The organism is Mesorhizobium sp. WSM4833 (assembly GCF_055811095.1).
Map to the genome: position 1 here is coordinate 310,887 of NZ_JBVVQG010000009.1, position 24,799 is coordinate 335,685.

The 24,799-nt window shown below is 58.3% G+C and carries 21 protein-coding genes; 4 read left to right on the forward strand and 17 right to left on the reverse strand.

What is annotated here, in order from left to right; translation table 11 throughout:
- Nucleotides 1-93 precede the first annotated feature (93 nt).
- Nucleotides 94-1,500 carry an FAD-binding oxidoreductase gene (locus AC0L2D_RS20620; RefSeq protein WP_013525361.1) on the reverse strand — a complete coding sequence of 469 codons (1,407 nt, stop codon included), beginning with the start codon at nucleotides 1,498-1,500 and terminating at the stop codon, nucleotides 94-96.
- Nucleotides 1,501-1,586: 86 nt separating this feature from the next.
- Here AC0L2D_RS20620 and AC0L2D_RS20625 point away from each other — a divergent pair, with 86 nt between their 5' ends.
- Nucleotides 1,587-2,618: a GlxA family transcriptional regulator gene (locus AC0L2D_RS20625; RefSeq protein ID WP_024505318.1), complete on the forward strand. Its 1,032-nt coding sequence runs from the start codon at nucleotides 1,587-1,589 to the stop codon at nucleotides 2,616-2,618.
- A gap of 286 nt (nucleotides 2,619-2,904) precedes the next feature.
- Here AC0L2D_RS20625 and AC0L2D_RS20630 read toward each other — a convergent pair whose 3' ends face one another.
- From AC0L2D_RS20630 to AC0L2D_RS20690, 13 genes are all read right to left on the reverse strand, one after another.
- Nucleotides 2,905-3,858, reverse strand: a complete 954-nt coding sequence (locus AC0L2D_RS20630; RefSeq protein ID WP_275954888.1) for a response regulator — start codon at nucleotides 3,856-3,858, stop codon at nucleotides 2,905-2,907.
- 64 nt (nucleotides 3,859-3,922) lie between these two features.
- Nucleotides 3,923-4,942 carry a chemotaxis response regulator protein-glutamate methylesterase gene (cheB, locus tag AC0L2D_RS20635; RefSeq protein WP_013525364.1) on the reverse strand — a complete coding sequence of 340 codons (1,020 nt, stop codon included), beginning with the start codon at nucleotides 4,940-4,942 and terminating at the stop codon, nucleotides 3,923-3,925.
- Between the two features lie 22 nt (nucleotides 4,943-4,964).
- Entirely contained in the window at nucleotides 4,965-7,238 is a 2,274-nt protein-coding gene (locus AC0L2D_RS20640) for a hybrid sensor histidine kinase/response regulator (RefSeq protein ID WP_027163539.1), read from the reverse strand.
- Complete coding sequence (locus AC0L2D_RS20645) at nucleotides 7,235-7,939, reverse strand: chemotaxis protein CheW (protein ID WP_027163540.1); 705 nt, start codon at nucleotides 7,937-7,939, stop codon at nucleotides 7,235-7,237. The genes AC0L2D_RS20640 and AC0L2D_RS20645 overlap by 4 nt, the downstream gene beginning before the upstream one ends.
- Nucleotides 7,939-9,180 (reverse strand): CheR family methyltransferase, encoded by a 1,242-nt coding sequence (locus AC0L2D_RS20650; protein WP_013525367.1) that lies wholly within the window; start codon nucleotides 9,178-9,180, stop codon nucleotides 7,939-7,941. The genes AC0L2D_RS20645 and AC0L2D_RS20650 overlap by 1 nt, the downstream gene beginning before the upstream one ends.
- Nucleotides 9,177-9,644, reverse strand: a complete 468-nt coding sequence (locus AC0L2D_RS20655) for a chemotaxis protein CheW (protein ID WP_032809478.1) — start codon at nucleotides 9,642-9,644, stop codon at nucleotides 9,177-9,179. Before AC0L2D_RS20655 ends, AC0L2D_RS20650 begins: the two co-directional genes overlap by 4 nt.
- A 23-nt stretch (nucleotides 9,645-9,667) precedes the next feature.
- Nucleotides 9,668-11,305, reverse strand: coding sequence for a methyl-accepting chemotaxis protein (locus AC0L2D_RS20660; protein ID WP_027163542.1), 1,638 nt, complete (start codon nucleotides 11,303-11,305; stop codon nucleotides 9,668-9,670).
- A 513-nt stretch (nucleotides 11,306-11,818) separates the two neighbouring features.
- Nucleotides 11,819-12,262, reverse strand: coding sequence for a type II toxin-antitoxin system VapC family toxin (locus tag AC0L2D_RS20665; RefSeq protein ID WP_027163543.1), 444 nt, complete (start codon nucleotides 12,260-12,262; stop codon nucleotides 11,819-11,821).
- Between the two features lie 2 nt (nucleotides 12,263-12,264).
- Nucleotides 12,265-12,516: a type II toxin-antitoxin system Phd/YefM family antitoxin gene (locus tag AC0L2D_RS20670; protein WP_027163544.1), complete on the reverse strand. Its 252-nt coding sequence runs from the start codon at nucleotides 12,514-12,516 to the stop codon at nucleotides 12,265-12,267.
- A gap of 35 nt (nucleotides 12,517-12,551) precedes the next feature.
- Complete coding sequence (locus AC0L2D_RS20675) at nucleotides 12,552-12,905, reverse strand: hypothetical protein (protein WP_245267643.1); 354 nt, start codon at nucleotides 12,903-12,905, stop codon at nucleotides 12,552-12,554.
- 514 nt (nucleotides 12,906-13,419) lie between these two features.
- The gene (gene xth / locus AC0L2D_RS20680; RefSeq protein WP_063173843.1) at nucleotides 13,420-14,205 is read right to left on the reverse strand and encodes an exodeoxyribonuclease III; all 786 of its coding nucleotides are present in this window, start codon (nucleotides 14,203-14,205) and stop codon (nucleotides 13,420-13,422) included.
- A 20-nt stretch (nucleotides 14,206-14,225) separates the two neighbouring features.
- Complete coding sequence (locus AC0L2D_RS20685) at nucleotides 14,226-14,393, reverse strand: DUF3606 domain-containing protein (RefSeq protein WP_082827599.1); 168 nt, start codon at nucleotides 14,391-14,393, stop codon at nucleotides 14,226-14,228.
- Between the two features lie 376 nt (nucleotides 14,394-14,769).
- Nucleotides 14,770-15,585, reverse strand: a complete 816-nt coding sequence (locus AC0L2D_RS20690; RefSeq protein ID WP_032809479.1) for a hypothetical protein — start codon at nucleotides 15,583-15,585, stop codon at nucleotides 14,770-14,772.
- A 331-nt stretch (nucleotides 15,586-15,916) separates the two neighbouring features.
- Between AC0L2D_RS20690 and AC0L2D_RS20695 the strand changes: the two genes are divergently transcribed.
- Nucleotides 15,917-16,705: a TylF/MycF/NovP-related O-methyltransferase gene (locus tag AC0L2D_RS20695; RefSeq protein WP_473542160.1), complete on the forward strand. Its 789-nt coding sequence runs from the start codon at nucleotides 15,917-15,919 to the stop codon at nucleotides 16,703-16,705.
- Between the two features lie 431 nt (nucleotides 16,706-17,136).
- On the opposite strand, the gene AC0L2D_RS20700 is transcribed toward AC0L2D_RS20695, so the two are convergent.
- The 3 genes from AC0L2D_RS20700 to AC0L2D_RS20710 all read right to left on the reverse strand — a co-directional run bounded on the left by AC0L2D_RS20700 (nucleotide 17,137) and on the right by AC0L2D_RS20710 (nucleotide 22,224).
- Nucleotides 17,137-17,775: a class I SAM-dependent methyltransferase gene (locus AC0L2D_RS20700; RefSeq protein ID WP_050596364.1), complete on the reverse strand. Its 639-nt coding sequence runs from the start codon at nucleotides 17,773-17,775 to the stop codon at nucleotides 17,137-17,139.
- 6 nt (nucleotides 17,776-17,781) lie between these two features.
- Nucleotides 17,782-19,218, reverse strand: coding sequence for a glycosyltransferase family protein (locus tag AC0L2D_RS20705; protein WP_473542162.1), 1,437 nt, complete (start codon nucleotides 19,216-19,218; stop codon nucleotides 17,782-17,784).
- 204 nt (nucleotides 19,219-19,422) lie between these two features.
- Nucleotides 19,423-22,224 carry a glycosyltransferase family 25 protein gene (locus AC0L2D_RS20710; RefSeq protein ID WP_027163547.1) on the reverse strand — a complete coding sequence of 934 codons (2,802 nt, stop codon included), beginning with the start codon at nucleotides 22,222-22,224 and terminating at the stop codon, nucleotides 19,423-19,425.
- 1,078 nt (nucleotides 22,225-23,302) lie between these two features.
- Between AC0L2D_RS20710 and AC0L2D_RS20715 the strand changes: the two genes are divergently transcribed.
- Nucleotides 23,303-23,617: a hypothetical protein gene (locus AC0L2D_RS20715; RefSeq protein WP_024505825.1), complete on the forward strand. Its 315-nt coding sequence runs from the start codon at nucleotides 23,303-23,305 to the stop codon at nucleotides 23,615-23,617.
- An 81-nt stretch (nucleotides 23,618-23,698) separates the two neighbouring features.
- On the forward strand, nucleotides 23,699-24,799 hold a 1,101-nt coding region (locus AC0L2D_RS20720), incomplete at its 3' end, for a DUF4347 domain-containing protein (protein ID WP_127223524.1).

Below are 24,799 nucleotides of genomic sequence, written 5' to 3' on the forward strand. Positions count from 1 at the left end.
GGAGCTCGGATTTCGGCGAATGATCGTAAGCCGTTCGTGACTTGGCAAATGCCCAGGCGAGAGTCGCTACCGTACGCCGACTTGAATTGTGCGTTAGTGCATTGGCAGGATGTTCTGGTTGAGGCGGAACAGATTGTCCGGATCGTATCTGTGCTTGATCTTGGCGAGCCTCCCATAGGCTTCGGCTCCCAAGGCGTCGCGTACGAGGTCCGCTCCTTCGCCATGGCCGGGGAAGTTCAGATAGAGGCGGCCGGTCGAGTAGCGCTGCACGTCCTGCCAGAAGCTGCGAACCCAGCTGATGTTCGCGTCGTCCTCATCAGCGCCTGGCCAGATGGCGTCGAGGCTGAGCATGAAGGGCATGGACCGGTCACCGAAGGCAGTCTCATCGGCTGCAACGCGCTGGACGAAACCGCCGAACTTCCAGATCGAGGCGAAGGTCATTTCGGAGGGCCGCTTCGCCATCCGCGCGGTGATCTCCCCGATAACCTCGTCGTCGAGGCGCGAGAGGTAGGTGGATTTCCAGTAGCAACGGTCGCGGCCTTTCGGGAACAGGCCGTCATAGAGCGACTGGATGGTGCGATACGGCATGCGGCCGCTGAAATCGACAATCGGTGCTCCAAAACTGCGTAAGGGCGCCACGACCCGCTCGCCCTCGTCGGCCAGTCCGTCATAGACATGCGCAAGCGCCAGGACGCGCCGGCCCCTTGCACGCTCGGGAATCGAGGGATCGTTCGGCAGCGTGGAGAATTCCGCTAGGCCGCTCAGGCGATCGGGTGCGGTCTGCATGAAGTCGCGCCAGAGTGGAATGATCTCGTTGGCGCGCTCTTCGGGATAGGCCGGACCGCATAACATCAGCTCCGGCTCGATCGGATGCAGCTTGAACTCGAAGCTCGTCACCACGCCGAAATTGCCGCCGCCGCCGCGCAGCGCCCAGAAGAGATCCGGGTTCTGGGTCGCGTCGGCATGGATGAGGCGGCCATCGGCGGTCACCAGATCGGCCGCCAGCAGATTGTCGACGCTGAGGCCGTGGCTGCCGCGCAGCCAGCCGATGCCGCCGGAAAGAGTCAGGCCGGCAACGCCCGTCGCCGAAATCAGGCCGCCCGGCGTGGCGCGACCAAGCGGGGTGGTGGCCGCATCGACATCGGCCCAAATAGCGCCGCCCTCGACGAAGACACGATCGAGGCCGGGCGCGACCCGCACGCCATTCATCAGCGACATGTCGATCATCAGGCCGCCGTCGCAGACGGCGTAGCCTGCAACATTGTGGCCTCCGGAGCGGATCGCGATCGCCAGCCGCTCTTCGCGCGCGAAATTCACCGACGCCTCGACATCGGCAAAACTCCGGCAGCGCGCGATGAGAGCGGGACGTCGGTCGATCATGCCGTTCCAGACGATCCGCGTCGTGTCATAGGATGGGCTCGACGGCTCCAGCACCTCGCCGCGCATGATGGAACGGAAGCTTTCGATGCTCGATGCTGCAAGGGTAGCGGTGGCGGCCATGTGGCGGTCTCCTCGTTTCACACACGCTAGCGCGGCGCGGGCAGGGCCGCTAAAGTCGAAAATGCTGAAAGGCGGTCATTTCTGCCATGGTTGAACAGATCGGCCCATTGAATGTGGCGATCCTTGCCGTTCCGGAGGCTACCGCCTCCACGATCTACGGCATGTTCGACCTGTTTTCCTCGCCCGGCAGGGATTTCCTGTTCATAACCAGCGGTGCGGCGGGCACGCCGCGCATGCGGCCCTATGTGGTTGCTGGGGACGGCAGCCCGTTTCGCGCTGCAAACGGCATCTGGATGCGCCCAGATCACAGCCTTGCCGATTGCCCGCCACCCGACATCGTCTGTATTCCAGATTTCTTCGTCAATCCGGGAGAAAGCGTCGCCGGGCAGTATGACGCCGAAGCCGCATGGCTGAAGCGAGCGCATGACGACGGCGCCATGCTGGCCAGCGCTTGTTCGGGCGCGGTGCTGCTCGGCGAGGCCGGGCTACTCGACAATCGCGATGCCACCATTCACTGGGGCTATGTCGAGACGCTCACGAACAACTATCCCGGCGTTAAGGTGAAGCCGGGCCAGTCTCTCGTGCTGACCGGCGAGGCCCACCGCATCGTCATGGCCGGGGGCGGCTCGAGCTGGGAGGATCTCGCCCTCTATCTGATCGCGCGCTTCGTCAGCCTCAAGGAGGCGATGCAGGTCGCCAAGGTCTACATGCTGCAGTGGCACGACATGGGCCAACAGCCCTTCGCCGCGCTGATGCGCTTTCGCCAGACCGACGACGCGGTGATCAACCGCTGCCAGAAATGGGCCGAAGGCAACTACCGGACGCCCTCGCCCGTCGCCGCCATGACCAAGTTGTCAGGCCTGTCCGAGCGCTCCTTCGTGCGCCGCTTCGCCAAGGCCACGGAAATGAAGGCAATCGACTACATCCACGCGCTCAGGCTCGAGCAAGCCAAGCAGATGCTGGAGACCGGCGATCTCCCGGTCGAAGCGGTGGCGAGTGAAGTCGGCTATGAGGATGCGAGTTTTTTCGGGCGTCTCTTCCGCCGCAAGGTCGGGGTGACGCCGGCGCAATATCGCATTCGCTTCGGTGCTCTCCGGCGAGCATTGAGCCGCGATTGAATCTCAACCATCGCGGCGCGATGCTGATATTCCGCTTTGCGCCTCAAGTCAGCCGTTGAGCTGGCCCCAGCGGAATCCCAAAAGCAGAAATTCGAGCGATCAGGCGAACCGGCACGTTCCCACCCAGAACCGGACGCCCAGCGGTCATTAACGATGGGTTCGAGCTCCAGCCGCAAAGTAAGCGAGCTGGTCGGCATAGAGCTTCTTGAAGGCCCGGGCGAGCCCAGGCGCGTTCAACGTACGCTCAGAAAGTTCCATCTTAGCCTGAGAAGTACGTTCAGCTTGTCTAGCTGCGGGACATATGAACCGCGACACGATTTCGTCCTTCCGATTTGGCACGAAATAGGGCCAAATCGGCAGCATTGACGAAATCATTTGGCGTCTCGTCCGCGGTGGGCACCGCTGTTGCAACCCCGACGCTGATGGTCACACGATCCGGGCCGTGGGGTATGTTCAACTCCCGCACGCCCTGGACGAGCCGCTCTGCGATCGCACTGGATTGTTCCAGTAAAGTGTCGACCAGCACGACCACGAACTCTTCGCCTCCGTACCGCGCAGCTAGGTCGGTGGAGCGGCCGGAACCGCTCTGGATTACGCGGGCGATTTGCTTGAGCACCTCATCGCCGGCCATATGGCCATAGGTATCGTTGTATCGTTTGAAGTTGTCGGCATCAATCATCAACAGCGACAATGGGGACTGTGCGCGAAAAGCGCGCTTCCATTCGGCCGCCAGATATTCATCAAAATAGCGCCTGTTGCCGAGGCCCGTCAGGCCATCGATCCGCGTCAGACGTTCAAGCTCGAGATTTGCACCGATCAGCTGTCGCTGGCTTTCCCTCAGCGCTCGGTATGCCGCGTCTCGCTGGACGTGATCCAGATAAGCCCGCGTGTGATATCGAATACGTGCAATCAGCTCGATACGATCCGGCAGTTTGACGAGATAGTCGTTCGCTCCCGCAGCGAAGGCTTCGCCCTTGGTGGCTGGATCTTCCTTGCTCGACAGCACAATGACTGGGACCGCGCGCGTCGACGCATGCTTCCTGTATTCTCGCACCAGATGCAGCCCATCGACGCCGGGCATGACGAGATCCTGCAGGATAACGGTTGGCTTTACCTCATCCGCGACTGTCATTGCTCTCAACGGGTCGGTGCAGAAGTGTAAGGAAATATCGGGCTCGTTGGCTAAAGCACGCCTGACCGCCTCGCAAACCATGATCTGATCATCGATGAGCAGAACCATGGATGAATAGTTATCTGCGAGTGGCGGGACCAGCTCTGGTTCTTGCGTCATCTGACGAGCCCTTTCACGTGGAGCGTTCGCAGGCTTCGATTATACGTGAGCCGATCGCACTCAAAGGAAGAATATCAACAGCCGCGCCGATGTCGGCAGCGGCCTTCGGCATGCCATAGACGGCACTCGTTGCTCTATCCTGCGCGATTGTGAGATGCCCCTTGTCGCGGAGCTGTCTTAGCCCGCGCGCACCATCTCTGCCCATGCCTGTGAGCAGGACACCAATCACCGAGCCAGGCCACCATTGCGCCGCACTTTCGAAGAACACATCCACGGACGGCCGATAAACATTGTCCTTGGGGCTGGGCGTATAGCCAAGTTGCTGAGCCGATTTGAAAACCAGATGATCCGCAGAACTGGCTACGAGAACAGTGCCCGCTTGAGGACTATCCTTTTCCCGCGCCGGACGGATCGGGAGAGGCGTATGCTGTCCCAGCCAATCAGTAAGCCCCGGCACGAACTGAGCATCGAGATGCTGGACGAGCACGATCGCGCCGTCAAAATCAACGGGAAACGCACTCAGGACTGCGGCAACGGCGGCCGGCCCGCCCGCGGAGGCGCCGATTGCAATTAAGCGTCGAGGTGTCGGCTCAGCGTCACGTGACATCCGCCTTTTTGTCTTGGCCGGCGCATCACCGATCAGCTTGCCGATCGTCGCAATCTTGTTCGTTAGAAGCCGTGCGGATTGCGAGGACGCGTTACCTTCGATGCCTACTGACGGAATATCGACCGCGTCAAGCGCGCCATGACCCATTGCTTCGTAGACACCGGCGAGGTTGGCTTCGATACTGGCGGTCACCAGCAAGATTGAGCACGGGGTTTCCGCCATGATTCTGCGCGTCGCTTCCACGCCGTCCATCTCTGGCATCGCTAGATCCATGAGTATCAGATCCGGCAGATCACGTCTGCAGACCTCGACCGCCTCACGCCCATTGGTCGCGACCCATGCGACCTGATGTTCGCCGGTCGACAAGACCAGCCGGCGCAGAAGCTCAACCGCCATCGGCATGTCGTTGACTACGCCGATTCTCATTCGTTGGCTTCCAATTTCGATCTCATTCAGTCGCCTCGCCAATCATGTCCACGACCGCATGGATCAGCGCCTCGTCCTGAAAGGTACTCTTGGTCAGATAATAGTCCGCACCGGCGTCAAGCCCGCGCGAGCGATCTTCTTCCCGATCCTTGTATGAAACGATCATTATGGGTGTGTTCTTGAGATGGGCGTCCTTTCTGATCAAGCTCACCAACTCGATGCCATCCATGCGCGGCATATCTATGTCAGTGACGACAAGATCGAAAGGACCAGACCGGACGGCATTCCATCCGTCCATACCGTCGACCGCCACTTCGACATCATAACCGTGATTGCCCAACATCTTGCGCTGGAGTTCGCGGACCGTGAGTGAATCGTCAATCACGAGCACGCGCTTGCGTCTGCTCGGTTCGGGACCGCCCGCAGCGCGCCGAACAGCCCTAAATCCGCTAGACGATGCAAGTTTTTCCACCGATCGGATCAGATCATCGACGTCGAAGATCAGAACTGGCGAACCGTCTTCCATCAGGGCCGCTGCGCTGATGTCCTTGATCTTGGCAAACCGTGGATCGAGAGGTCTGATCACCAGCTCGCGTTCCCCGAGAAAACGGTCAACGATCAGGCCGTATGCATCGCCCCGACCTGCATCCACGACGACGACCGAGAGTTCGTCCGGTTCCGATCCGGACTCTCCTCGATCCAGCACTTCGCGCGCGGTCACCAGCCCGATCTGTCGATCGTTCAAGCGAAAATGCGGTCGGCCCTGCAGCAGGTTGATCTGCATCCGCTGCAATCTCATTGTCTTGGAGATGGCGGCGAGTGGAAACGCATAGGGCTCTCCATCGACTTCGACGAGTAGTGTGCGCAGGACTGACAACGTCAGCGGCAGCTGCAGTTGAAACCGGGTTCCACGACCAAATTCCGAGGAAACGCTCGTGATTCCGCGGACCTCCTTCGTCATCGCCTGCACCGCATCGAGGCCCACACCACGGCCGGACACGTCGGTAAGGCCCGCTTTCATCGAAAAGCCTGGCAGAAACAGGAATGCGAGCAATTCGGTTTCGCTGAGTGTGTCAGCACTTTCCCTGGTCGCAAGCTGTCGGGCGATGACAGCCTCGCGCAGCTTCGAGATCTCGATCCCCCTGCCGTCGTCCACCACGGCTATCTGCAGCAGCCCGGCATTGTGCCTCGCTTCGAGCCTGATCAGCCCCTCTTCGGGTTTCCCCATCGCGAGGCGCTCCTCAGGCGGTTCAAGCCCATGGTCTACAGCGTTGCGCAAAAGATGCCCCAAAGGGGCATCGAGCTGTTCGAGGATATCGCGGTCGATGCCGGTCGAGCCGCCTACGATCTCCAGTCGCGCCCGCTTGCCAAGGGTACGGCCGAGATCGCGGACCGTTCTTGCGTAGTGTCTCACGCCGTCCTCGAAAGGCCGCATCCGGCTCGCCAACGTTTCGTCGTACAATCTGTTGGCAAGATCGGTCGCTTTGCGATCCACTGAATCCAATTCATCGAGACGCTCCGCCAGGAACGCTTGGCTCAACCGAAGCTTTCGCTGGGCTTCAGCCAGCGCCTCCACTACGGCCGCATCATTTGAACCCGGCGGCAGCACTGCGTGAAGGTTGTCGAACGCACTTGCGAGGTCCGATTGAAGTCGCTTCAGTCGCAGTAGCCCGTCAGCGAATGGCCTGAGCCGCCGAGCTTCCATCAGCGACTCGCCAGCCAACCCGAGCAATCGGTTCAGGCTGTCTGCCGTCACCCGAACCATTCTATCTGAGCCAATGCTGCCGTGGGTTTGCGGTGGCGTCCCAACGAGGAGATTCGCTGAAGAGGTCGTCGCCAGCTGATCCTGGGCATGATCAGGAGTGGCGAAATCAGCTGCAAAATTTTGGGCCCCGGGCTTCGCCTCGGGGGGCGACAATTCCTCAAACTTCGCGAGAAAGCTTTCGATTTCTGAGTTGGCGCGCTCGCTCGATGATCCCGATGCGATCAATTTCAAAAGGTCACAGCCTTGCAGGAGCGCATCTATATGATCCCGTCCCACTCTCAGATGCCCACGTTGCGCGGCGACCAGGCAATCTTCCATCGCATTTGCAACTTTGACCGCGGGCATCAGGTCGATGATGCGGGCAGCTCCCTTCAGGGAATGTGCGGCACGCATGCATGCTTCCAGGGCATCGGCGGCGACAGGATTGCGTTCCAGTGCCAGAAGCCCAGACGTTAGTGCCTGTGACTGCGTCTCCAGTTCGGCCTGGAAGAGGCTGAGCATCGAAACCTGGCTGAAGTCCTCATCTGTCATGCCATGCTCCGATCCAGCATCGTGAGCAGTTGTTCTGGGTCGAGACAACCAACGGCCCGTCCCTGCCAGGGCAGAACGGCATTAGTAGCCGCAGACAGCGCCTTGTCGATCGTGGCTGGCACAGCGAGAGTGTCGCGCGCCCGATAGCGATGTAAGCCGTGGATCTCATCAACCGTAAAGGCAACCCGCTTGTCGCGCTCGCCCACAACAACCAGGCGGCGAAATACCTTGGTTCGCGTGCTTTGCTCCCCCTCCTTGCGCTCGTCTATCCCGAGCAATTCAGCCAGGGACAGGCAAACGAGCAATTCACCACGGACATTCGCAATACCGAGCAGTGCACGGTTTCTGCGATGTGGAAGTGAATGAACGCGGCGAGATTCAGCCACTTCATGAAAAATACCGACCGGAAGTGCCAGCCATTCTTCCCCCAAACGGAAGAGAACAGCCGTCTGCAGCGCCTCGTCGTTGGCCGGATCGATCCCTGCTCGGCCAGCGTTACCAGGCCATTCGTCGCGATATACCGAGGGAGCCGCACGGTCGAGGAGGTGTCGTGCAATCTTCTTATAGGTCGGGCAATTCCGGCAGTGGAGATGCTGCTCCAGCAGCGCACATGACTTGTCACCCCGTACGCCTATTTGCCGCCAGCAGTCGTCGATTTCAATCTGCTCCAACGGCTGAGCGATCCCTGTCGAAGCCGCCATCAGCTGCCGCTCCTTTTCTGGACCCGGCCTAGCCGGCCAGCCAGGGCCTCGGCGCCGTTATGGTCGCCTTGCTTGCGAAGCAGCAAAGCCAGATGGATGAGAGCTTCTCGATGATTTGGCGCCAGATAGAGCGCCTTGCGATAGCTTTGCGCGGCTTGGGGTGCTGCGCCATCCGCATCCTGGACGAGGCCCAGCAAGTAGAAGATTTGCGCGGAAGGACCGAATTCCTTGAGATGCGCCAGGGCGACCTCCTGTGCCTCCTTTACCCGTCCTGCATTGGCGATCCGTTCAACCGCGATGAGGCTTTCCGAGGCCTGTGCAAGCGGCTTGGCCGGCGCCTGTCCACGGGCTTCATTGCCAATTGTCGGTCGGGGCCGAAGAAGAGGCTTGCTCTTGTTGACCTTCGGGGTTGGCGTCGGCACCGGGATGGCGGCCGAAACTGTCGGCGCCGTGGTCTTGACGGGCTCCGATTTCAGGAAGGCAAAGGCCAATGGCCATTCAGCGGAAATAAAGCCATGCAACCTTGGAAGAGCTGCTTCCGCCGGACCGACCAGGAGGAGTCCGTCTTTGGCCAGTAGGTCCTTCAGGCAGATCAACGCGCGATCCTGCAGCTCTCGATTGAAATAGATCAGCAGATTGCGGAAAAGCACGATGTCATAGACTTCTTGCCCGAAAGACGCGCGAGAGCCGAACAGGTTTCCTACCCTGAACCGAACCTGTTTCAGCACCGCAGCTGTAGGACGCAACCCGCTCTCGGCCGCTTCGAAATAGCGATCCTTGAATTCGAGATGGCTGCCGCGAAACGAATTGCGCCCATAGATCGCGCGTTCAGCCGTCGCGATATTGCGGCTGCTGACGTCCACACCATCGATCTTGAACTCGTGCGCCTCAAAGCTGGCATCGAACATGGCCATGGCGACCGAATAGGCCTCTTCGCCGGTTGAACATGGCAGGCTCAGGACTTTAATCGGCTGAGCACGCTTGTGCACGCGCGCATGCCGCGCCAGCATGGTGAACGCTTCTCGGTCGCGAAAGAACCAGGTCTCCGGGATCACCACCGCATTGATCAACTCCTGCAACTCCTGCGAGGAACCGGTCAAGTGTTCCTTATAGGTCTGAGGGTTGGTTATCCGGCATGCTGCCATCCGATCTCTGACCGCCTGACGGACCACTGTCGGACCAACGCTGGCACTGTCCAGTCCGATGGTTTCCGTCAGGAGCTTTTCAATTGCGCCGGTCATTGATCACCCTTCGCGGCCTGGCGGAGCAATGCGGTACGTATCTCTTCCGAAAGCAGCGATGCCACTTTGACCCACTGAATGATCTCCGAACCATCGGAAGCCACCGGCCCAAGATAGGGCGGGGTTCCTGGTTCAAGTCCGAACGGCGCGAAGTCGGCAGGGTCTCGCTCAAGCGTATCCGTCACCCGTTCCGCGATCAGTCCCAGCAGGCGCTGCTCGCCATCATGCGCGTGATAGCGCGTCACAACGATCCGGGTGCTCAATAGGCGCTCCGACGGCCGGCCAAGCGCAAGAAGAGTAACATCGATCAGCGGGATGGGTATTCCGTTGTAGCTGACCAGACCCACCACACCGGTTGGCGCACCCGGCAGGACCTTCACATCGAGACGAGGCAGCACCTCTTCAATTTGGTGGACATCGATCAAGTAGCGATCCGGACCCATGCTGAAGGCGAGAAATAGCATTGTCACCCCCTACTGCCGGCTCGCTACGCTCTCAGCTTGAACCTCGAAATGCTACTTCGCATGCCGCCTGAGACTTGATTGAGCTCGTCGATCGCGAGCGTCGATTGCTGAAGGGATTCGACTGTTTGCTGAGCTGCCTCACTCAGCTGCGTTAGCGTGTCGCTGATCTGCCCCGCGCCGGTCGCCTGCGCTTGCATGCCTTCATTGGCGACTTCGAAACGTGGCACCAGCCCCTGAACCTGCTGAATGATCTCGAAGAGTTGCCCGCCGACCTGCTGGATTTCCTGCATACCCCGGCGGACCTGTTCGGAAAACTTGTCCATGCCCATCACCCCGGCCGCGACTGCCGACTGGATGTCCTTGACCATCTGCTCGATATCGTATGTGGAGACAGCCGTCTGGTCCGCGAGCCTTCGGATTTCCGTCGCCACCACTGCAAAGCCCCGGCCATATTGGCCGGCCTTCTCAGCCTCTATGGAAGCGTTGAGCGACAAAAGGTTCGTCTGATCGGCCACTTTGGTGATGGTCGTCACCACCTGATTGATGCTGCCGGCTTTCTCGCTCAGGATCGCGAGTTTGGAATTGATCGCGCCGGCCGCTTCCATGACCTGCTGCATGGTTTCTTCCATACGGGTTAGCCCCGCTTGCCCTCCGCCGGCGACGGCAGCAGTTTGCTCGGCAACTGTCGAGACCTCGTTCATCGTGCGGACGAGCTCGTTTGACGTGGCGGAGATCTCCTTGGCTGTCGCGCGGATTTCTGTTGTGGTCGCTGCGATTTCAGTCGCAGTTGCCTGCTGTTGCTTGGAGGTGGCGGCGATCTCAGTTATCGATGTGCCGACCTGTATGCTGGACCTTTGAACCTGACCAATGAGGGTTGTGAGATCGTCCGCCATTGCGTTGAAGCCGTCGGCAAGCACGCTGAATTCGTCTCGGCGCCTCAGATCGAGGCGTTCGCTGAAGTCGCCTTGCCGCATCAATTGAACCGCGTTGACCAAACGAGTGAGCGGACCTGTAATGGCGCGAAACAGCTGGTAACCCAAAAGAAGGGCTAGTCCGAGGGCTATCAACAAGCCAACGCTCAAACCGACTTCGGCCGTTCTAACGATCGAGCTGATCCGCTGCGTCGCGCTGTTTGCCTCGCCTCTGTGATCCTCAACCATGGCCTGCAGAGCGGACTGCAACTTTACAAAGATCGGCTCTACGGTGTTCTTGATGGCCAGGCTTTCATTGGGAGTTTCACCTTTCGACAAGGCAGCCCGGCTTGTGTCCAGCACAGCAGTTTCAGCCAGACGAAATTGGTTGGCGAGTTCTTTGACGACTGCATAATTCTGCTTGTCGATGTCGGAGACGATTGTTGCTTCATAGTCGCCCATCGACCGCTGCACTTGGTCGCGATTGGTCGTGATCGCGCTTTCAAGCGTGCTTCTATCCGATGGGTTGTCCTGAAGGGCATATTCCTGAAGCAGACTATGGGCCGTCATCTGGCCCATCATGATCGCGGTGCTGTGATAGAGGTCTGGAAGGATGCCCTTCTCGACCTCAGTCGCCTCCTGCCCCGCCTGAAGAAACCAGGCGTACGCGATGACGGCGATCACGGACATGACCACCAGAACGGCAGCGAAACTGACGAGGATGCGGTGGCGTATTGTCAGACTCTTCATGGATCCGATTCACCAATGGGGGCATCGTGGGCTGCGCGACAAGCGCTCGTTCCGACGTGTTCGAAAAAGGTGCGTCGAAAAGCGGTAGTCTGACGCTGAATGGTTTCTTTTCCGTTCCATCACTAATGATGGCGATGCCGCTCGCCAGAAGTGACGGTCGAGGACACGTCCTTCCGTCGGCGCACATCAGCCCGACATCCGCTGGGCGGCACGCCCGCGTCAAGGTGGCTGGATGACTGATTGTTACCGTCTCGTTGGACGTCGAGAAAGGTATTCAATGACGATGAAGCTCTTACCTCACGTCCAAGGCCCTGTCAGCGTTGGGCCTTTCAAGCAAACAACCTGGACAGCCCATAGGCAACAAGGCCCCTCAACCTGAAGGGGCACAAATATACGCTGGCCGCTGGTCGATCAGGAAGTCCGGTGCACCGCCGTCAGATTCGCCCAGCGTCGCATAACCCCGCCTACGTCATTGCATGGTCATGCTGGAGGCGCCCATTGGTCGCCGTCCGCCTATTCTGGAAGCCCGATGAACGGATTCTGATACCGAATGCCGAGCGGTCTGAAATCCTTCTCGTTGTCGGTGAGCACGATCAGATCGTGTTGCATGCCTGTTGCAGCAATAGCGATGTCCTCGAAACCAGGTGAGATGCCAGCACCCCGAGCGACTGTTATGAGTTGCCCAGTTATTGTTGCCGTTTCGAGGTCAAGAGGGAGGATTCGGCTACTGTAGTAGTGACGGATTTCTCCCCACCATTCAGCGAGCGCGCCCGCCTTCTTGGTGGCACCGGTTCGCTTGGCGTTCGCGATGCCGTCCTCGATCTCGGCCGAGGTGATTACGGAGAGCCAAAGGTCGGACGATCGCTCGACTATCCAGGCCGCTAGTTTCTCATCGGAGGGCGTCCTGCGTTTCGAAGGGGCGAGCAAGCTGACGACATTCGTGTCCAAAAGGTACAATGTCAGAACGCCGGATCGCGCAGAGCCCGTGCGGGCTTTCGCCTTCGCGCTGGCAGGTCAGCTTCCTCCAGGGGCGAGTTTGTGAGCAGCCAACCCAGCGACGGCACACGGGAAAGGCGTTCGTAGTCCGAATAGCTGATTACGACAGCCTCTCTTCTGCCGTGACGGGTGACGACCGTCGGTGCGCCCGCAACCGCTTCGTCGACCACATGTGAGAACGTAGCCTTGACGTCTTTGAGCTGAATCTCTTTCATCATGATTGCTCCCGTGACTAAAGTGGTCATATAAATTATGGAGCGAGTTTTCGCAAGCAGTCAGGACGGATCGGTGGGCCTACGGCGCTCGAACTGCCGCCAGCTGGCAGGCTGACATCTCCCATCACGTCTAATCCGGAAAACCACGTCTTCCCGTTGATCTGGAAAGTACGGCGATCGACCGGGACACAATCGCGATTAGCCAGCAACACGCAGCAGCTGACACCGCCGACGGCAGATAGAGAGGCCTTCCCGCCCTGGGCGTAGATTTCCGCGCCTGCGGGATAGAAGCTGAGTGGTTGCAGCAGTGCGGGCTCAAAAGCCTCCGGCAAGTTGGGCTGGGCAGACCGTGACGGCAGCGAAATTCTGGAGGAGGTGTAGGCGTGCATGGCTGTTTTCCCGGTTCATCCGTGACACAGCAATCGCGCGAATCCGCGGGTCGCGAAATTCGGTTATGTCCCTACGGGAAACTACCTAGAGCCGCTCCACCTGAATCGGTCCAGCGCTGGTCGCCACAGTGAAGAAAGCTATTCACTTGCTTCACGGCCCGTCACCTGTTGGATCATGATACGGAAGAAAACGTGGGGTGCGCTGTCCGACACCGGAGGCATGACTGGCTTGAGGGCGCCGGGCTCCTGTCGTCCATTGCGTACATAGCCGAGACAAGCCTCGAATCTACAGACTGACGCGTTTGCCCGCGTGACGCAACGTGGCTAGTTCCCACGCCTTCGATCCTGTCGTTTCCAAGTACCTGCTCGTGCAGATTGTATGGAGATCCAAACACAATATTCCCGCTCGGTGGCAAAAGTAATGCGCGACGCCACGTGGTCCGAAGAATGACTACAAATTTCAGACAAAGGGGGCGAAGTCTGGAGCAGCCAGAATCGGACGGCATTTCAAGTCTCAACTCGGGCTAGCAAGTTCTATCCATGCAGGCGCATGATCGCTCGGCTTCTCCCATCCTCGCGTCTCTGCATCCACCCCCGCATCGCGAAGCCGGGACGACAACGAGGGACTGACCAGCAGATGGTCCATTCGCAGGCCAGAACTCCTGTCGTAACCGCCCCCATAGGAGTGATTCCAATAGGTGTAGACACCCTTGTCCGGATGGATGCACCTGAGCGCATCGGTCCAGCCGTCCTCAAGCATATCGGCATAGGATTGGCGACTCTCGGGAAAGTAAACCGCATCGCCAATCCATCGTCGCGGCACCACCGCATCAATCGGAGTTGGGACGACATTATAGTCGCCGCACAGCACGGTCGGCGCGCCCTCTTGGAGAAGAGCTCGGCCGTAGCGCATCAGACGGTCGAACCAGCGCAGCTTGTAGTCAAACTTGTGACCAGGCGCGGGATTTCCGTTTGGCAGGTAAAGACAGCCGACAACCAGCCCGCCGATCTCCGCCTCAATATAGCGGCTATGGCTGTCGTCAGGGTCGCCGGGAAGCCCGCGTCGGCGCTCGATCGGGTCTACTCCGCGAGCCAGGATAGCGACGCCGTTGTAGGATTTCTGGCCATGCCAGATCGCGCGGTATCCCGTCTCGCGGATCGCCCCAATTGGAAACTTCTCGTCGGACGTTTTCAGTTCCTGCAGGCAGACGATGTCGTAATTCGTAGTCGTCAGCCACCTAAGGAGCACGGGCAGCCGGCCATTAACGCCGTTCACATTGAAGGTGGCTAAGCGGATCATTTGCGCACGCGAACGGTGGCCTATTCTTTCAGCTTGTCCTCAATCTTCTTGCGGCTGTTGCCGACCGATTTCACGTCAGCCTTCCTCGCGCCGGTCTTTCCTGCCTCGTATTTCACTTCATTATCCTGCCCGCCAGCAACCTTCGCGCGGTCCTGATTGCGTCCACGGGTTGTTCCAGTACTGGCCATTTCGTCCTCCAAAGGATTGCCATTCCAGACCCAATAACGCCGCCAGACTCTTCCGGTTCAATCTGTCGACTACCGCTTGGAACCGAATTCCACGCACACGATTGAATCGAGCCATGAATTCGAGTTCGACAAGTTCGATGGGTATCGCGCTCAGGTCGCGATTCCGGCCCATGTTGCATGTCGCGCGGCCTGACCAGTCCTGCCAAAGCTCACGATGGCGGACTCGGCGCCGAAAAGCGCCGCGAGCCGAGATGCCATATCATAGCGCCAATGTGCGTGTGAGCCCGCGAGCAAGGAAACGACCACATGTCCTTGACCGGACGCACGTTCATCGCGCTGGCTAAGCCAGTCCGTTGCCTACCGCCCTAAGCGCTCTTCACTTGGCCCGCTGTTGAACATGCAGCAGATCACGCAGGCGGATCGGCAATCTGGGCGAAGCGCGCAATTCGACACAACTCGCCTCCCAGTGTCCGAGGTACTCGGCGATCGGCATGCTGGTGCGGCCGGGCCAGCGATTGAGTGCCCCCAAAGCCTCTACGCAGTCCGGCGCGCGGCCGTATTCGGCGAGGATGGTCAGCGACATTGCCTGGGCGAACGGATTAAGAGCGGGCATTTCGATCTCGCCGCGGTGGTCGGCGAACCACGCAGCGGCGTCGCGCGTGAGCCCCTGGCTTTCAGCCAGCGCTGCATAACGATCGATGATGTCCTGGCGGTACCGGGCGATGGCATCGCCGAAGGCATTGTCGCCTGCGAAGGGTGGCGCCTCCTTCCAGTTTTTCGCCAGACGTGCGAGCCCACGCAGCGAGTGAGCCTCCACCATGGTTTCCTCGATCCATTGGCAAGGCGGCGCCGGCTTGGCGTCCGGCTGCCAGCTGTTGCACAGCACATGTCCGAGTTCGTGCCCGAACTGGTAGGCGAGCTTCGACCAGTCACGTTCGCCGATATCGACGATGATCCAGGCCATACTGCTGCCGTCTGGATGTAGCCAGATTGCCGGCGCGCCGGAAGTGTGCTCGTCGACACGAAGGCGCGTTGGCTGGCGGTCGGACAGCAGGCGGACACCGTCGAGGCATGCATGCCGCATGCGTTCGACGACCTGATCAGCGGCTCCCTCAAGCATGTGGCCCCAGTCGCCGGCAAGCTCGATGGGCACGGTGAGGAGGGACGAAGGCAAGGTGGTCGGTGGCGCCATGGCTGCATAGCTCTCCGCGAGGGCGTCGCGACCGGTCAATGCGGGAGGAAAAAAGCTCCCAGCCGCTGCGCGCCCCAAGAGCGTAACGAAATCCCGTCGTCGCACTTTGATTCCCGTGTCCGACCGCCGGAGTCTAACTACCACGAAAATCCACCGTGGCGAAGATCCGGGAAGCTGTTATGGCATTAGCTGGGGAAGCTGTCTTTTCGCAAACGATGGCGAAAGCTATCTGCTACGGTGACAGCGTAGCCGTTCAACGAGCCGCACTCGCGTCATCCGAATTCGGCGCGGAAGCGTTGGTTCGTGTCAAGCTCCCAAAAGGAGACGAGCGTTGAATGACAGTCATGACTTCATGATCGCCGCAATGAAGATGCGGAATAGATACCTAAATCTCCTGGAAGCATCGCTGACCGGAACCTTATATGGCGACGCGCCCATTGATCCGTGGACGGGTGGAAAATACGATCCGAACAAGCGTGCTCTTGGGCGGGACTGGCCGGGACTAGCGCAAACCATGATTGGCTCAGCGAGGATGCGCAATCTACGGCATTTATGCGAAACTGTAATCTTAGATGATGTTCCAGGCGACTTAATCGAGACCGGAGTTTGGCGCGGCGGGGCGTGTATTTTTATGAGAGGTATTCTTGCCTCCTACGCCGATACTCAACGTCGCGTCTTCGTCGCTGACAGTTTCGCTGGCCTTCCTTCCCCAAGTCCGGAAATCTATGCGGCGGACGCTGGGGACACCCACCACACACATTCGCAACTGGCGATCTCACGGAAGGACGTAGAAGAAAACTTTCGCAGATATGACTTGCTTGATGAGCAAGTCGTCTTCCTTGAAGGCTGGTTCAAGGACACACTCCCTGATGCTCCGATACAAAAATTGGCGCTTCTCAGGCTCGACGGCGACATGTATGAATCAACAATTCAAGCTCTTGACTCGCTTTATCGCAAGCTTTCGTATGGTGGATTCGTAATCGTTGACGACTACTTTCTCGCCCCGTGCGCTCAAGCTGTAAACGAATTTCGGACTAGAGAAGGTATTACCTCGCCATTAATTCCAATCGACGGCTGTGCGGTGTGGTGGAGGGCTTCCGAGGCTGCAACTCACGATTGACAAGGTCGTTCATCAGACGAAACCGGCGCCGTAATCAATACCGGCGCGGAGTTCAGCTTCCAGCGAACAAGAACCGAAAGCCCAAACAATCACTACTTTGATTTAGCGACACGGCTTTGCTGTCGCTTCCTTTGTGAAGGAACGCTCCGCACTGCTGCGTCTAGTTGCGGGCTCTTGGCGGACCCATCAAGGCATGCATGCTCCCCATGAGCTCGATGACCTGATTAGCCGCGCTCTCAGGCATGCGGCCTCTGTACAAGCTCGACGGGACGGTAAAGAGGGTTGGCGATGGGCGGCCAAGGGAGATTTCGAGACATGACCGCGTAGCCTTTCCGCGAATGATCCCCGCGTAGCCAAACTCGTAGCCAATGAGACGGCAGCTGGTATGCCAAGCTATAGCCTATTCGTCAGACGATGCTCCATAATCGTTCTCATGCACCGATTTGCGTCATGTCCCACAGACACATCGCCTTCGATGGGTAGTGTTCCTCCGGCATGACTAGGAGTGGTACGGGAAACGAGAATGGCGGTTGCTGTAAGTTGAGAAATCCGAATCCGCCCGGTTCCGACGCAATGTCCTGAGCTGAGGTCGAATGGCTTGAGGTGAGCAGCCAGCGTGCGCCGCATTTCTTGAAGTTGCGCAGCGCGCGCCAGATGTCGGGCTCGGTCAGATGCTGCAGGCAGTCGCGCGAAAAAACAAGGTCGACATTCGGAAGCGGTTCGGCAGCCAGATCGAGCACGTGGAATTCGCGATCCGCGTATCGCAAGCGATTCATGTCGATGACTTCCGGCACGATATCGCAGCCGATGTAGTGCGTCTTGCCCAAGTCGACGAAACGCATCCAGTTGAAGTCGCCGCAGGGCGCATCAAGCATGGATGTCACATCCAGTGCGCGCAAAAGCATCGGCAATACGGTTCGCACGCGATGGGTCGTCGCGTACGCTGAACCGAGTCCGGAGCGCGATTCCGTGGAACCCCACTCGTTGCCTTGGTAGATGCGCGCGAAGGCTTCGCGGGAACCATCCGGCGTGCTTTGCGTCATCGAATGCACCTCATCGACAGCTTGCATCGAATTTCACGCACGGATGTCGCCTCGCAGTTGGCCCCCATGGGTACGCTCAGCCTCAGTTAGTTGCCGCTTGCGCAGCACCACATGTATCTCGTCTACCGCCCGCGGGCTACGCAAAATCTCGTCATGTGAAACGCCCCGTGCTGCCAACTCGTGCCCCAAGGAACTATAGTGAAAGCTCTGCTCAATCAAATCGAATCGAGCGTCGGTCCAGCCGAGATACCAGTACCATTCACAATAGTAGAGCCAACTCCGTTCATTGAAGCCATGCGCGTTGGTAGGGTCTTGCCAGGCGCCGTAGGACAGATCGTGCGGAACAGATATCTTTAGAAGTCCGCCGTCTGCCAGTAAGTTCAGGCAGTTGGTCATAGCGACAACCAGATTGGAAGCTTTCTCAAGCGTGTTCGCAGAAGTTATACTTGTAAATAGTCCGCGTCGGAGGCGGACGGCACCAAAGCGCGTTGATGTAAATTCACGGGTCAATAGCTGCGGATCTGATATATCGGCGACAATGTCGGGGTTCCATTGGCTTCTAATGTCTATATTGAGCAGGTGCGGATCGTACATCTTGCCACTGCCAATCACCATATCGCCCGGGAGGCGTGGCGAATCACTCCAGGCTAGCGCTTCAGGAAGTATTTTTTTGGCGCTGCGTTGGCTAAATGCCTCGAAGCCTGCTGCTGCTACTTTATGACGTCGATCTGGGTCCTTAACTAGCGCCTCGGTCACATCGACAAGGTTCTCGTAGTTCGCTGCAACAAAGGCGCTGGCCAAATCGGCGTCCACCAGTTCGCCTGAATTTACTTCGCTTACTACAGTACGCTTGTTCGCCAAAAGATCGAAAACTCTAATAATTTCAAACTGTCCGCTGTCATAGAAGTGCAAATTCAGTATCACTTTCGAGCGCGCGATAAGTCGGTCAAGCTGGTCGCCGAATACGCTATACACGGCTTCAACGCGCAGCCCTCGTGCGCGCATTTCATCAAGCACTTTGGACCGCCGGTCATTAAAAGAGCCATAGAACAGAACGTCAATATCCTCGTTTTCGTCAAGAATTCTGGAAAGACTTCTCACGTAGAACAATCTAAGATAATGTACTTGCCGAGATATCGAATTCGATAAAAAAAGTGAGTTTGACTCACTATAATCCCAAACGGGAAATCGGCGAAGAATGTTTTTGTATTCGTTCGACATCCAGTTAGACGTATGATTCTCGACATTAAATATGACAGAATTAATTGGCAGATGGGCTAAGCCGGCCTCTCCATACAGGTTGGCACCTAGTACGATTGCCTGCCCGGTAAATCCTTGAGGCAGTTCATGGACAATGTCAGTTTCGATGGAAATCTCATGCAGCCCATCGGCGAGCATCTGAATCAAGCTTGCGAGCACCTTCACCATCCCTGGGTGAACGAGAAGTGTGATGTGATTTGCAATTTTCACGCCGTTCTCCCGAGGGCTGGTTTACATGACCCTTAGAATTTCTGTGGCCCCAGGCGAGTAGGCCCCTTAGCAACTGATGGACTATGACGCGTCGGCGTGCGACAGCATCAAGACCCCAGTGCCGCCCAGGCGGTCTTTGTCAGTATCTTCCCTCGCGCCATGCGCGCCACACCATTGGTGGTCTGTTGTGCTTCCAATGACAAACTAGCTCGGCTCTCGGTGATCTGCCTCTGCCCGGTCTGACGGCAGTTCGTCATCATGGATGACCAGCGGCGGCATGCAAACGAACGCTTGCATTGATCCATATGCCGCACACATCGCGCAATCGATACCCGTATCGTCGAGGACGACGGCAGTTCCAGGAAAGGGGATTTGTCTACTTCGTAGCGGCAGACATTTTTCAAGAAGCATTCGTGCACCTCTTGGTGTTACTGTGTAGGCTTGAATCCCAAAAGAGTGCTCCACTTTTATGAGGGAGTGTGAGAATTTCTCGGCCTGGAACAAAGCAGTTTTATTGATGTATCGATGGTCGTAAAATTCAAGCTTGGCTTTGGAGAAGCCGAAATTTAACCAAAGAAACAATGGACTATATATATACCCCCACTGTATAATGTCCCATTCTGTTAATTCTTGAGATATACGATCTGATTCCTCCAAGAACCGAAATGATGACCGAACGTCGTCTTCGAAAATCGTTATTGTCTTGTTTTCTGAAGCCGACAGCTGCCACAAGCTGATATGGGATAGAGCGCACCCCAACGTGCCCGGGGGATACGGACAATCACTGGTAATCAGACCTTCCTTGATGAGCGCCTCCCTGTCGAGAGAAGTGCCGTCAACGGCTGATACGCGAACGGTATTGTGCAATAAATGCCAGTTGTTACTTTGGTACCTGCTCCAGCGCTCGACGCTGCGGTCTAGGTTTATCAGGTGAATTTTCGGGGAACCCGTCGGCTCGACAGGCCGGGCTGGCATCGTCCCGGAGACAGAGGGCGTGGCGGCAGTGAATGCGGAGGTATCGCCCGCACCATGCAACAGCGCTCGAGCCCGCTCGATGCCATCACTCACATGGTATTGGCCATCGCCAAAGGTGATGTAGCCATAGACTTGTCGGTTATCCATATACTGGACGATTCCGGCCTTCCTGGCGCTGGCAGCAAAGACAACGTACTCGTACCGCGATGTGCCGTCCTCGTATGTCAGTTCGGTCAGCACGTCAGCCCGGACAAGATATGTGCAATGCACGAGCGGCACCTCGATGGCGCCGCGCACGTGGCGGTTGAGCACCCAACCATACTGATCGCACTGCAGATAATACCCGTTGGCATCGATCTCGGCATGATAGTTCGAATAATATTGGCCCGGCGAGATAGAGCGAAGCAGAGGCGCGACGATTGGCAAATCAAGCGCGACAAGTTCTCGCAGCGTGGCCGATCGTACGAAATTGTCGACGTCGGCCACGAAATAGAAATCGCAGCCGTGCTCGAGCGTTTTCCGCAGACTTATGTTGCGGATTCGGCCAAGCACCCTGAAGCGCGTCTCATTCCATTCGTGCTCGCCAAACTGCTCAACACGATCGACGACGTCCGAGGCGTCGATTTCGACCGCCGCATAGAGGTGACCCACGCGCTCTACCCATTCGCGCAGTATATGCTCGGTCCTGTCGGTATTGTTGTTTGTCCTGATGTATAGGACGATCGATGCCTTCGGGTAGTCGAGCGCCTCGATGCACTCGAGGTAAAGCGGCAGTGCCGGCTCCTTCTGCTTTGCCAGGATTGCAATCAGGATGCGCGGCGAACCCTTCAGGCGCGACCGCAGCGAACGCTGCCGGATAAGCTTGTGCTGATCGATCAAGCTCTCTGTCCCGAACGCCCCGAGATTCGGCGGTTCATGCACCGGAAGCTTGTCCGTGGCGAAACGCGCGTTGGCCACCACGCGCTTCGCCATTTCCGCCGGCAATTTTTCGCTGGCGAGCAATTTCAGACAGGCGTCGAGTGATTCCCGGTAAGCGCCTGTCCAGTAGGCATTGACGGCAAACTCGTCGAGCAATCCGTAATCGTAGACCCAAGGCTGTATGAAAAGTCCGGGGGGTTGCGCAAGGTCGAGCCCTCGACGCGCAAATTCCGCTCCCTCCGCGTTCCGGCCCTGGGTGCGGCAATAGAGGCTCGCGGCGTGAAGAGCTTCAGCGCGGGCGGGAACGGCTTGGGTCGCACGCTCAAAGATTGCAACGACCTCGTCGAATGGCCGTCCCAGCGCTGTCATGAGATTGCCCGCTTCGAGCAGGCTGACATAGACTTCCTCGTCCCAGAAGCCCAGCTCGGCGCGCTTCAGATAGGTTGCCAGCGATTTTTCACGTTCTCCGGAATCCCTATAGCTCTGCGCCAAATAGAAGGTGTATCGCGAAATAAGGAACGGGTCGGTCTCCGTAGCAAGCGCGTTTTCAAGAACCGCCGCGTCGTCCTGGTACTTTCGCGGGTTTTGACTGCGTGCTCCGCCACGCCCCGTCGCCACGCGAAAACCCTTGGCGGTCTCGCGTGTGAGATGGCCGGGAGGGGCCTCGAGATATTCGTGCAGCACGCCCTTGAAGGAGAAGGGAAGCCGGTTGCGGCAAATCTGCGGGCGATAAAACGAAATGCCCCCATGGGACACCTCGACGTCGTAGAGATCGTGTTCCATGTTCGACTTGAACGCGATCGGATCGAAGTCAGCGTCTTGGACCACGACGTCGTCGGCGTCGATGATCATGGCGTAGTCGACCGTCTCGACTTCACGCAGGCGGTCAAGGGCAAAGGTACGGTTGTACGCAAAGTCCCGCCAAGGCTCGTCGATGACTGTGCCTTTGACATTGTGAAGGGTCAGGAAGGTACGGATGACGTCCTGCGTGCCGTCCTCGGAACCCGTGTCGATGACGAGCACGTAGTCAACGAGAGGAAGGGCGCTGGCGAGGCATTGCAAGATGACCTTTGCCTCGTTCTTGACGATCATGCACAGGCCGATGGTGCTCATGCTAATCCCTTGGCGGAGCGACGTTCGTTACACGCTGCTGGAAATTGTTGAAGGGAATTCCTGCGCCTTTGTCCGGCTTTATATCTCATGCATCACCCCGCCGCCTTGGCCATTTGCATGACCTTTGTTGCAAAGAACGATTGCTCCTTCACAGCCAAGTGCTGCCTCAACCCGTCCATTGTTTAGCCAGCGCTTTCCGTCGCAGCAAGGGTCTTGCGGTCGCTCGGGACCAGAGGGTTAAGAACAGAATTTCCCGTCGACCCAATCGCTGAGGCGCAAATTCCGCCGCGACATCGAGGGTTCGACGCGGACCAGAGGGCACCCTTAAGCCTCGGATTTTTCGATGCGTTTGGCCCATGCGCGCCATTTGATGTCGACCGAAAGTAGTTACTCATGGTCCACAATTAATAAATTGTTAACTTGGTTATTTACAAGTTGCTAATTTTAGATTTTACTAATGTCTTGTGTTGAGAGGGTTCCCGCGAACCGGGCAGAGGGCCTGTTGGGCTGCGTCTGCGAAGCCAGGAGAGTGTCTGGAGCAAGTCACTTCGTGCGTGAGGGCGTGGCAAGTGTGTGGTGACGTGCAAGAGAAGACGTTGTACGGCCTTGAACTCAAGGCCGGCGTTTTCCCAAATCTGATGTTCCCCCCGCAAGCAGTTGGTTCCCTCGTTAGTCGTCGTCGAGAAATCGGCGACACGCGTGACGGGAGTGACCATGGTTGGGGTGATACCGTGTACGAGTCGATGGGGCCGTGACGCAGGCTTAGGCGTAGAACAACGCCTGAATTACCCGCAGTTGGCCAACAGCACGGATTACCCAGCGATTGATGGGTATTCCTCGGTGTCCTTTGGACGCCTCACTCACCTGGGCGAAGACAACTGGGGCGCCATCCGATCGAGCGGCACGCAGAGGCTGCCAAGCCTTGCGCACCCGTCTCTTAGACCTGCCCGCAATGCGGCAATGCGCGCGACCGGCCTCACCGGGCGCCCGCGCTCTGCAGCCATTGAACCAGCGATTGAAATCTAAGGTACGACCAAGAGAAGCTGCGGCCCGGCCGCCGGCGACCAAGGAGAAGATGATGAGCTTCACGGCAGGATTTGCGGCTATGGAAGTCACCGTTCGAGGCATTTTGCCGATCGGCGACACGATTGAAAATGTAAATTATTTCATTCTGGACACGGCCAAGAGCGCTATTGTCGGTCAGGTCGTTCTTCCCAGAGCCGCCAAGCGAAGCCTCGCTGTCGCCCTCACCGTCAAAGTCCCAAGCACCGCCGGCTCGCTTGCCATTGGGACGTTTGATGAAGGCGGGAACTTCCAGGTCGCCAACTTCCTCCGCGTGGAGACGCCAGTCGTGGAACGTCCCCACGGCGCCGTCGGGCCGTCCGGGAGGTAAATCTCTTTGGTCGCAGCACTTGCCGGCTAGGCCAGTGAGTGGCTGCCGGTGAATTGAGTTCGAAGCCAACAGGAGCCAGTCATGGCCCGTGCCTCTGAAGTTCTTTTTGTCGATCCTTCAGTTTCCGACCTCCAGGCGATTCTCGGCAGCGTGCGACCCGAGGTTCAAGCGATTGTGCTCAACGGCCGCCGACCGGCGGCGCGGCAGATCGCTGCCGCGCTCGCAGGGCACGCAGGGCTCGATGCGGTGCACGTTATCGCACATGGTGGGTCTGGGCGTGTCGGCTTCACAGCAGGGGAGTGGTCATCAACTACATTGCAGGAAGAGGCCGAGGATCTTGCCGCAATCGGCCGTGCGCTTGCCAAGGACGGCGAGCTGCGGCTGTGGAGCTGCGAAACGGCATCGGGGGATACGGGCGAAGCCTTCATAGAGGCGCTGGAAGAGGCAGTAGGCGCGGACGTTCTCGCGTCCGGGTCGCTGATTGGCGCGGCCGCCCTGGGCGGCTCCTGGGAGATATCCTCACGCGTAGGCTCGTCCACGCCCTTGCCTCCAATGACTTCGGCTGGCGTGGCCAGCTACTCGGGGGTGCTTGCGGCTGATCTCACACTCAGTGGGGACATAACTGCCGGCGGCAGCTCTTCGGCTGTTAACACGTATTATGTAGTGGATACTCACGTGGCTCCGCCGACTAATCCGGCGCTTAATCGTGCGGATGATACAGTCGTTGGTAGCTTTCAGCTACCATCTGCAAACCAGGGCGGTTTAATAAATGACTTCTCTGCGACCATAACGATCCCCAACACTACTGATATTTATTTCGTTTATGACAGCAATTTCAAATTATACGGCACGCTTTCCCCGGTTGTAGGAGGTTATAGTTTTACACCCGTGCTTGCTAATAATGGCGATAATGGCAATTTCTTTGATACCGCTTCTTTTATCGCCACCACAGGTCAAGTAGGCGCGACCGGACCCGCCGGAGCGACCGGCGCGACCGGCGCCACGGGTGCGGGCTCGACAGGTGCCACGGGCGCGACCGGTGCCACCGGCTCTACTGGAGCAACCGGCTCGACTGGCTCGACTGGAGCAACAGGCTCTACTGGTGCGACCGGATCGACCGGAGCAACCGGCTCGACCGGCGCCACAGGTGCAACCGGTGATACCGGAGCAACTGGCTCGACC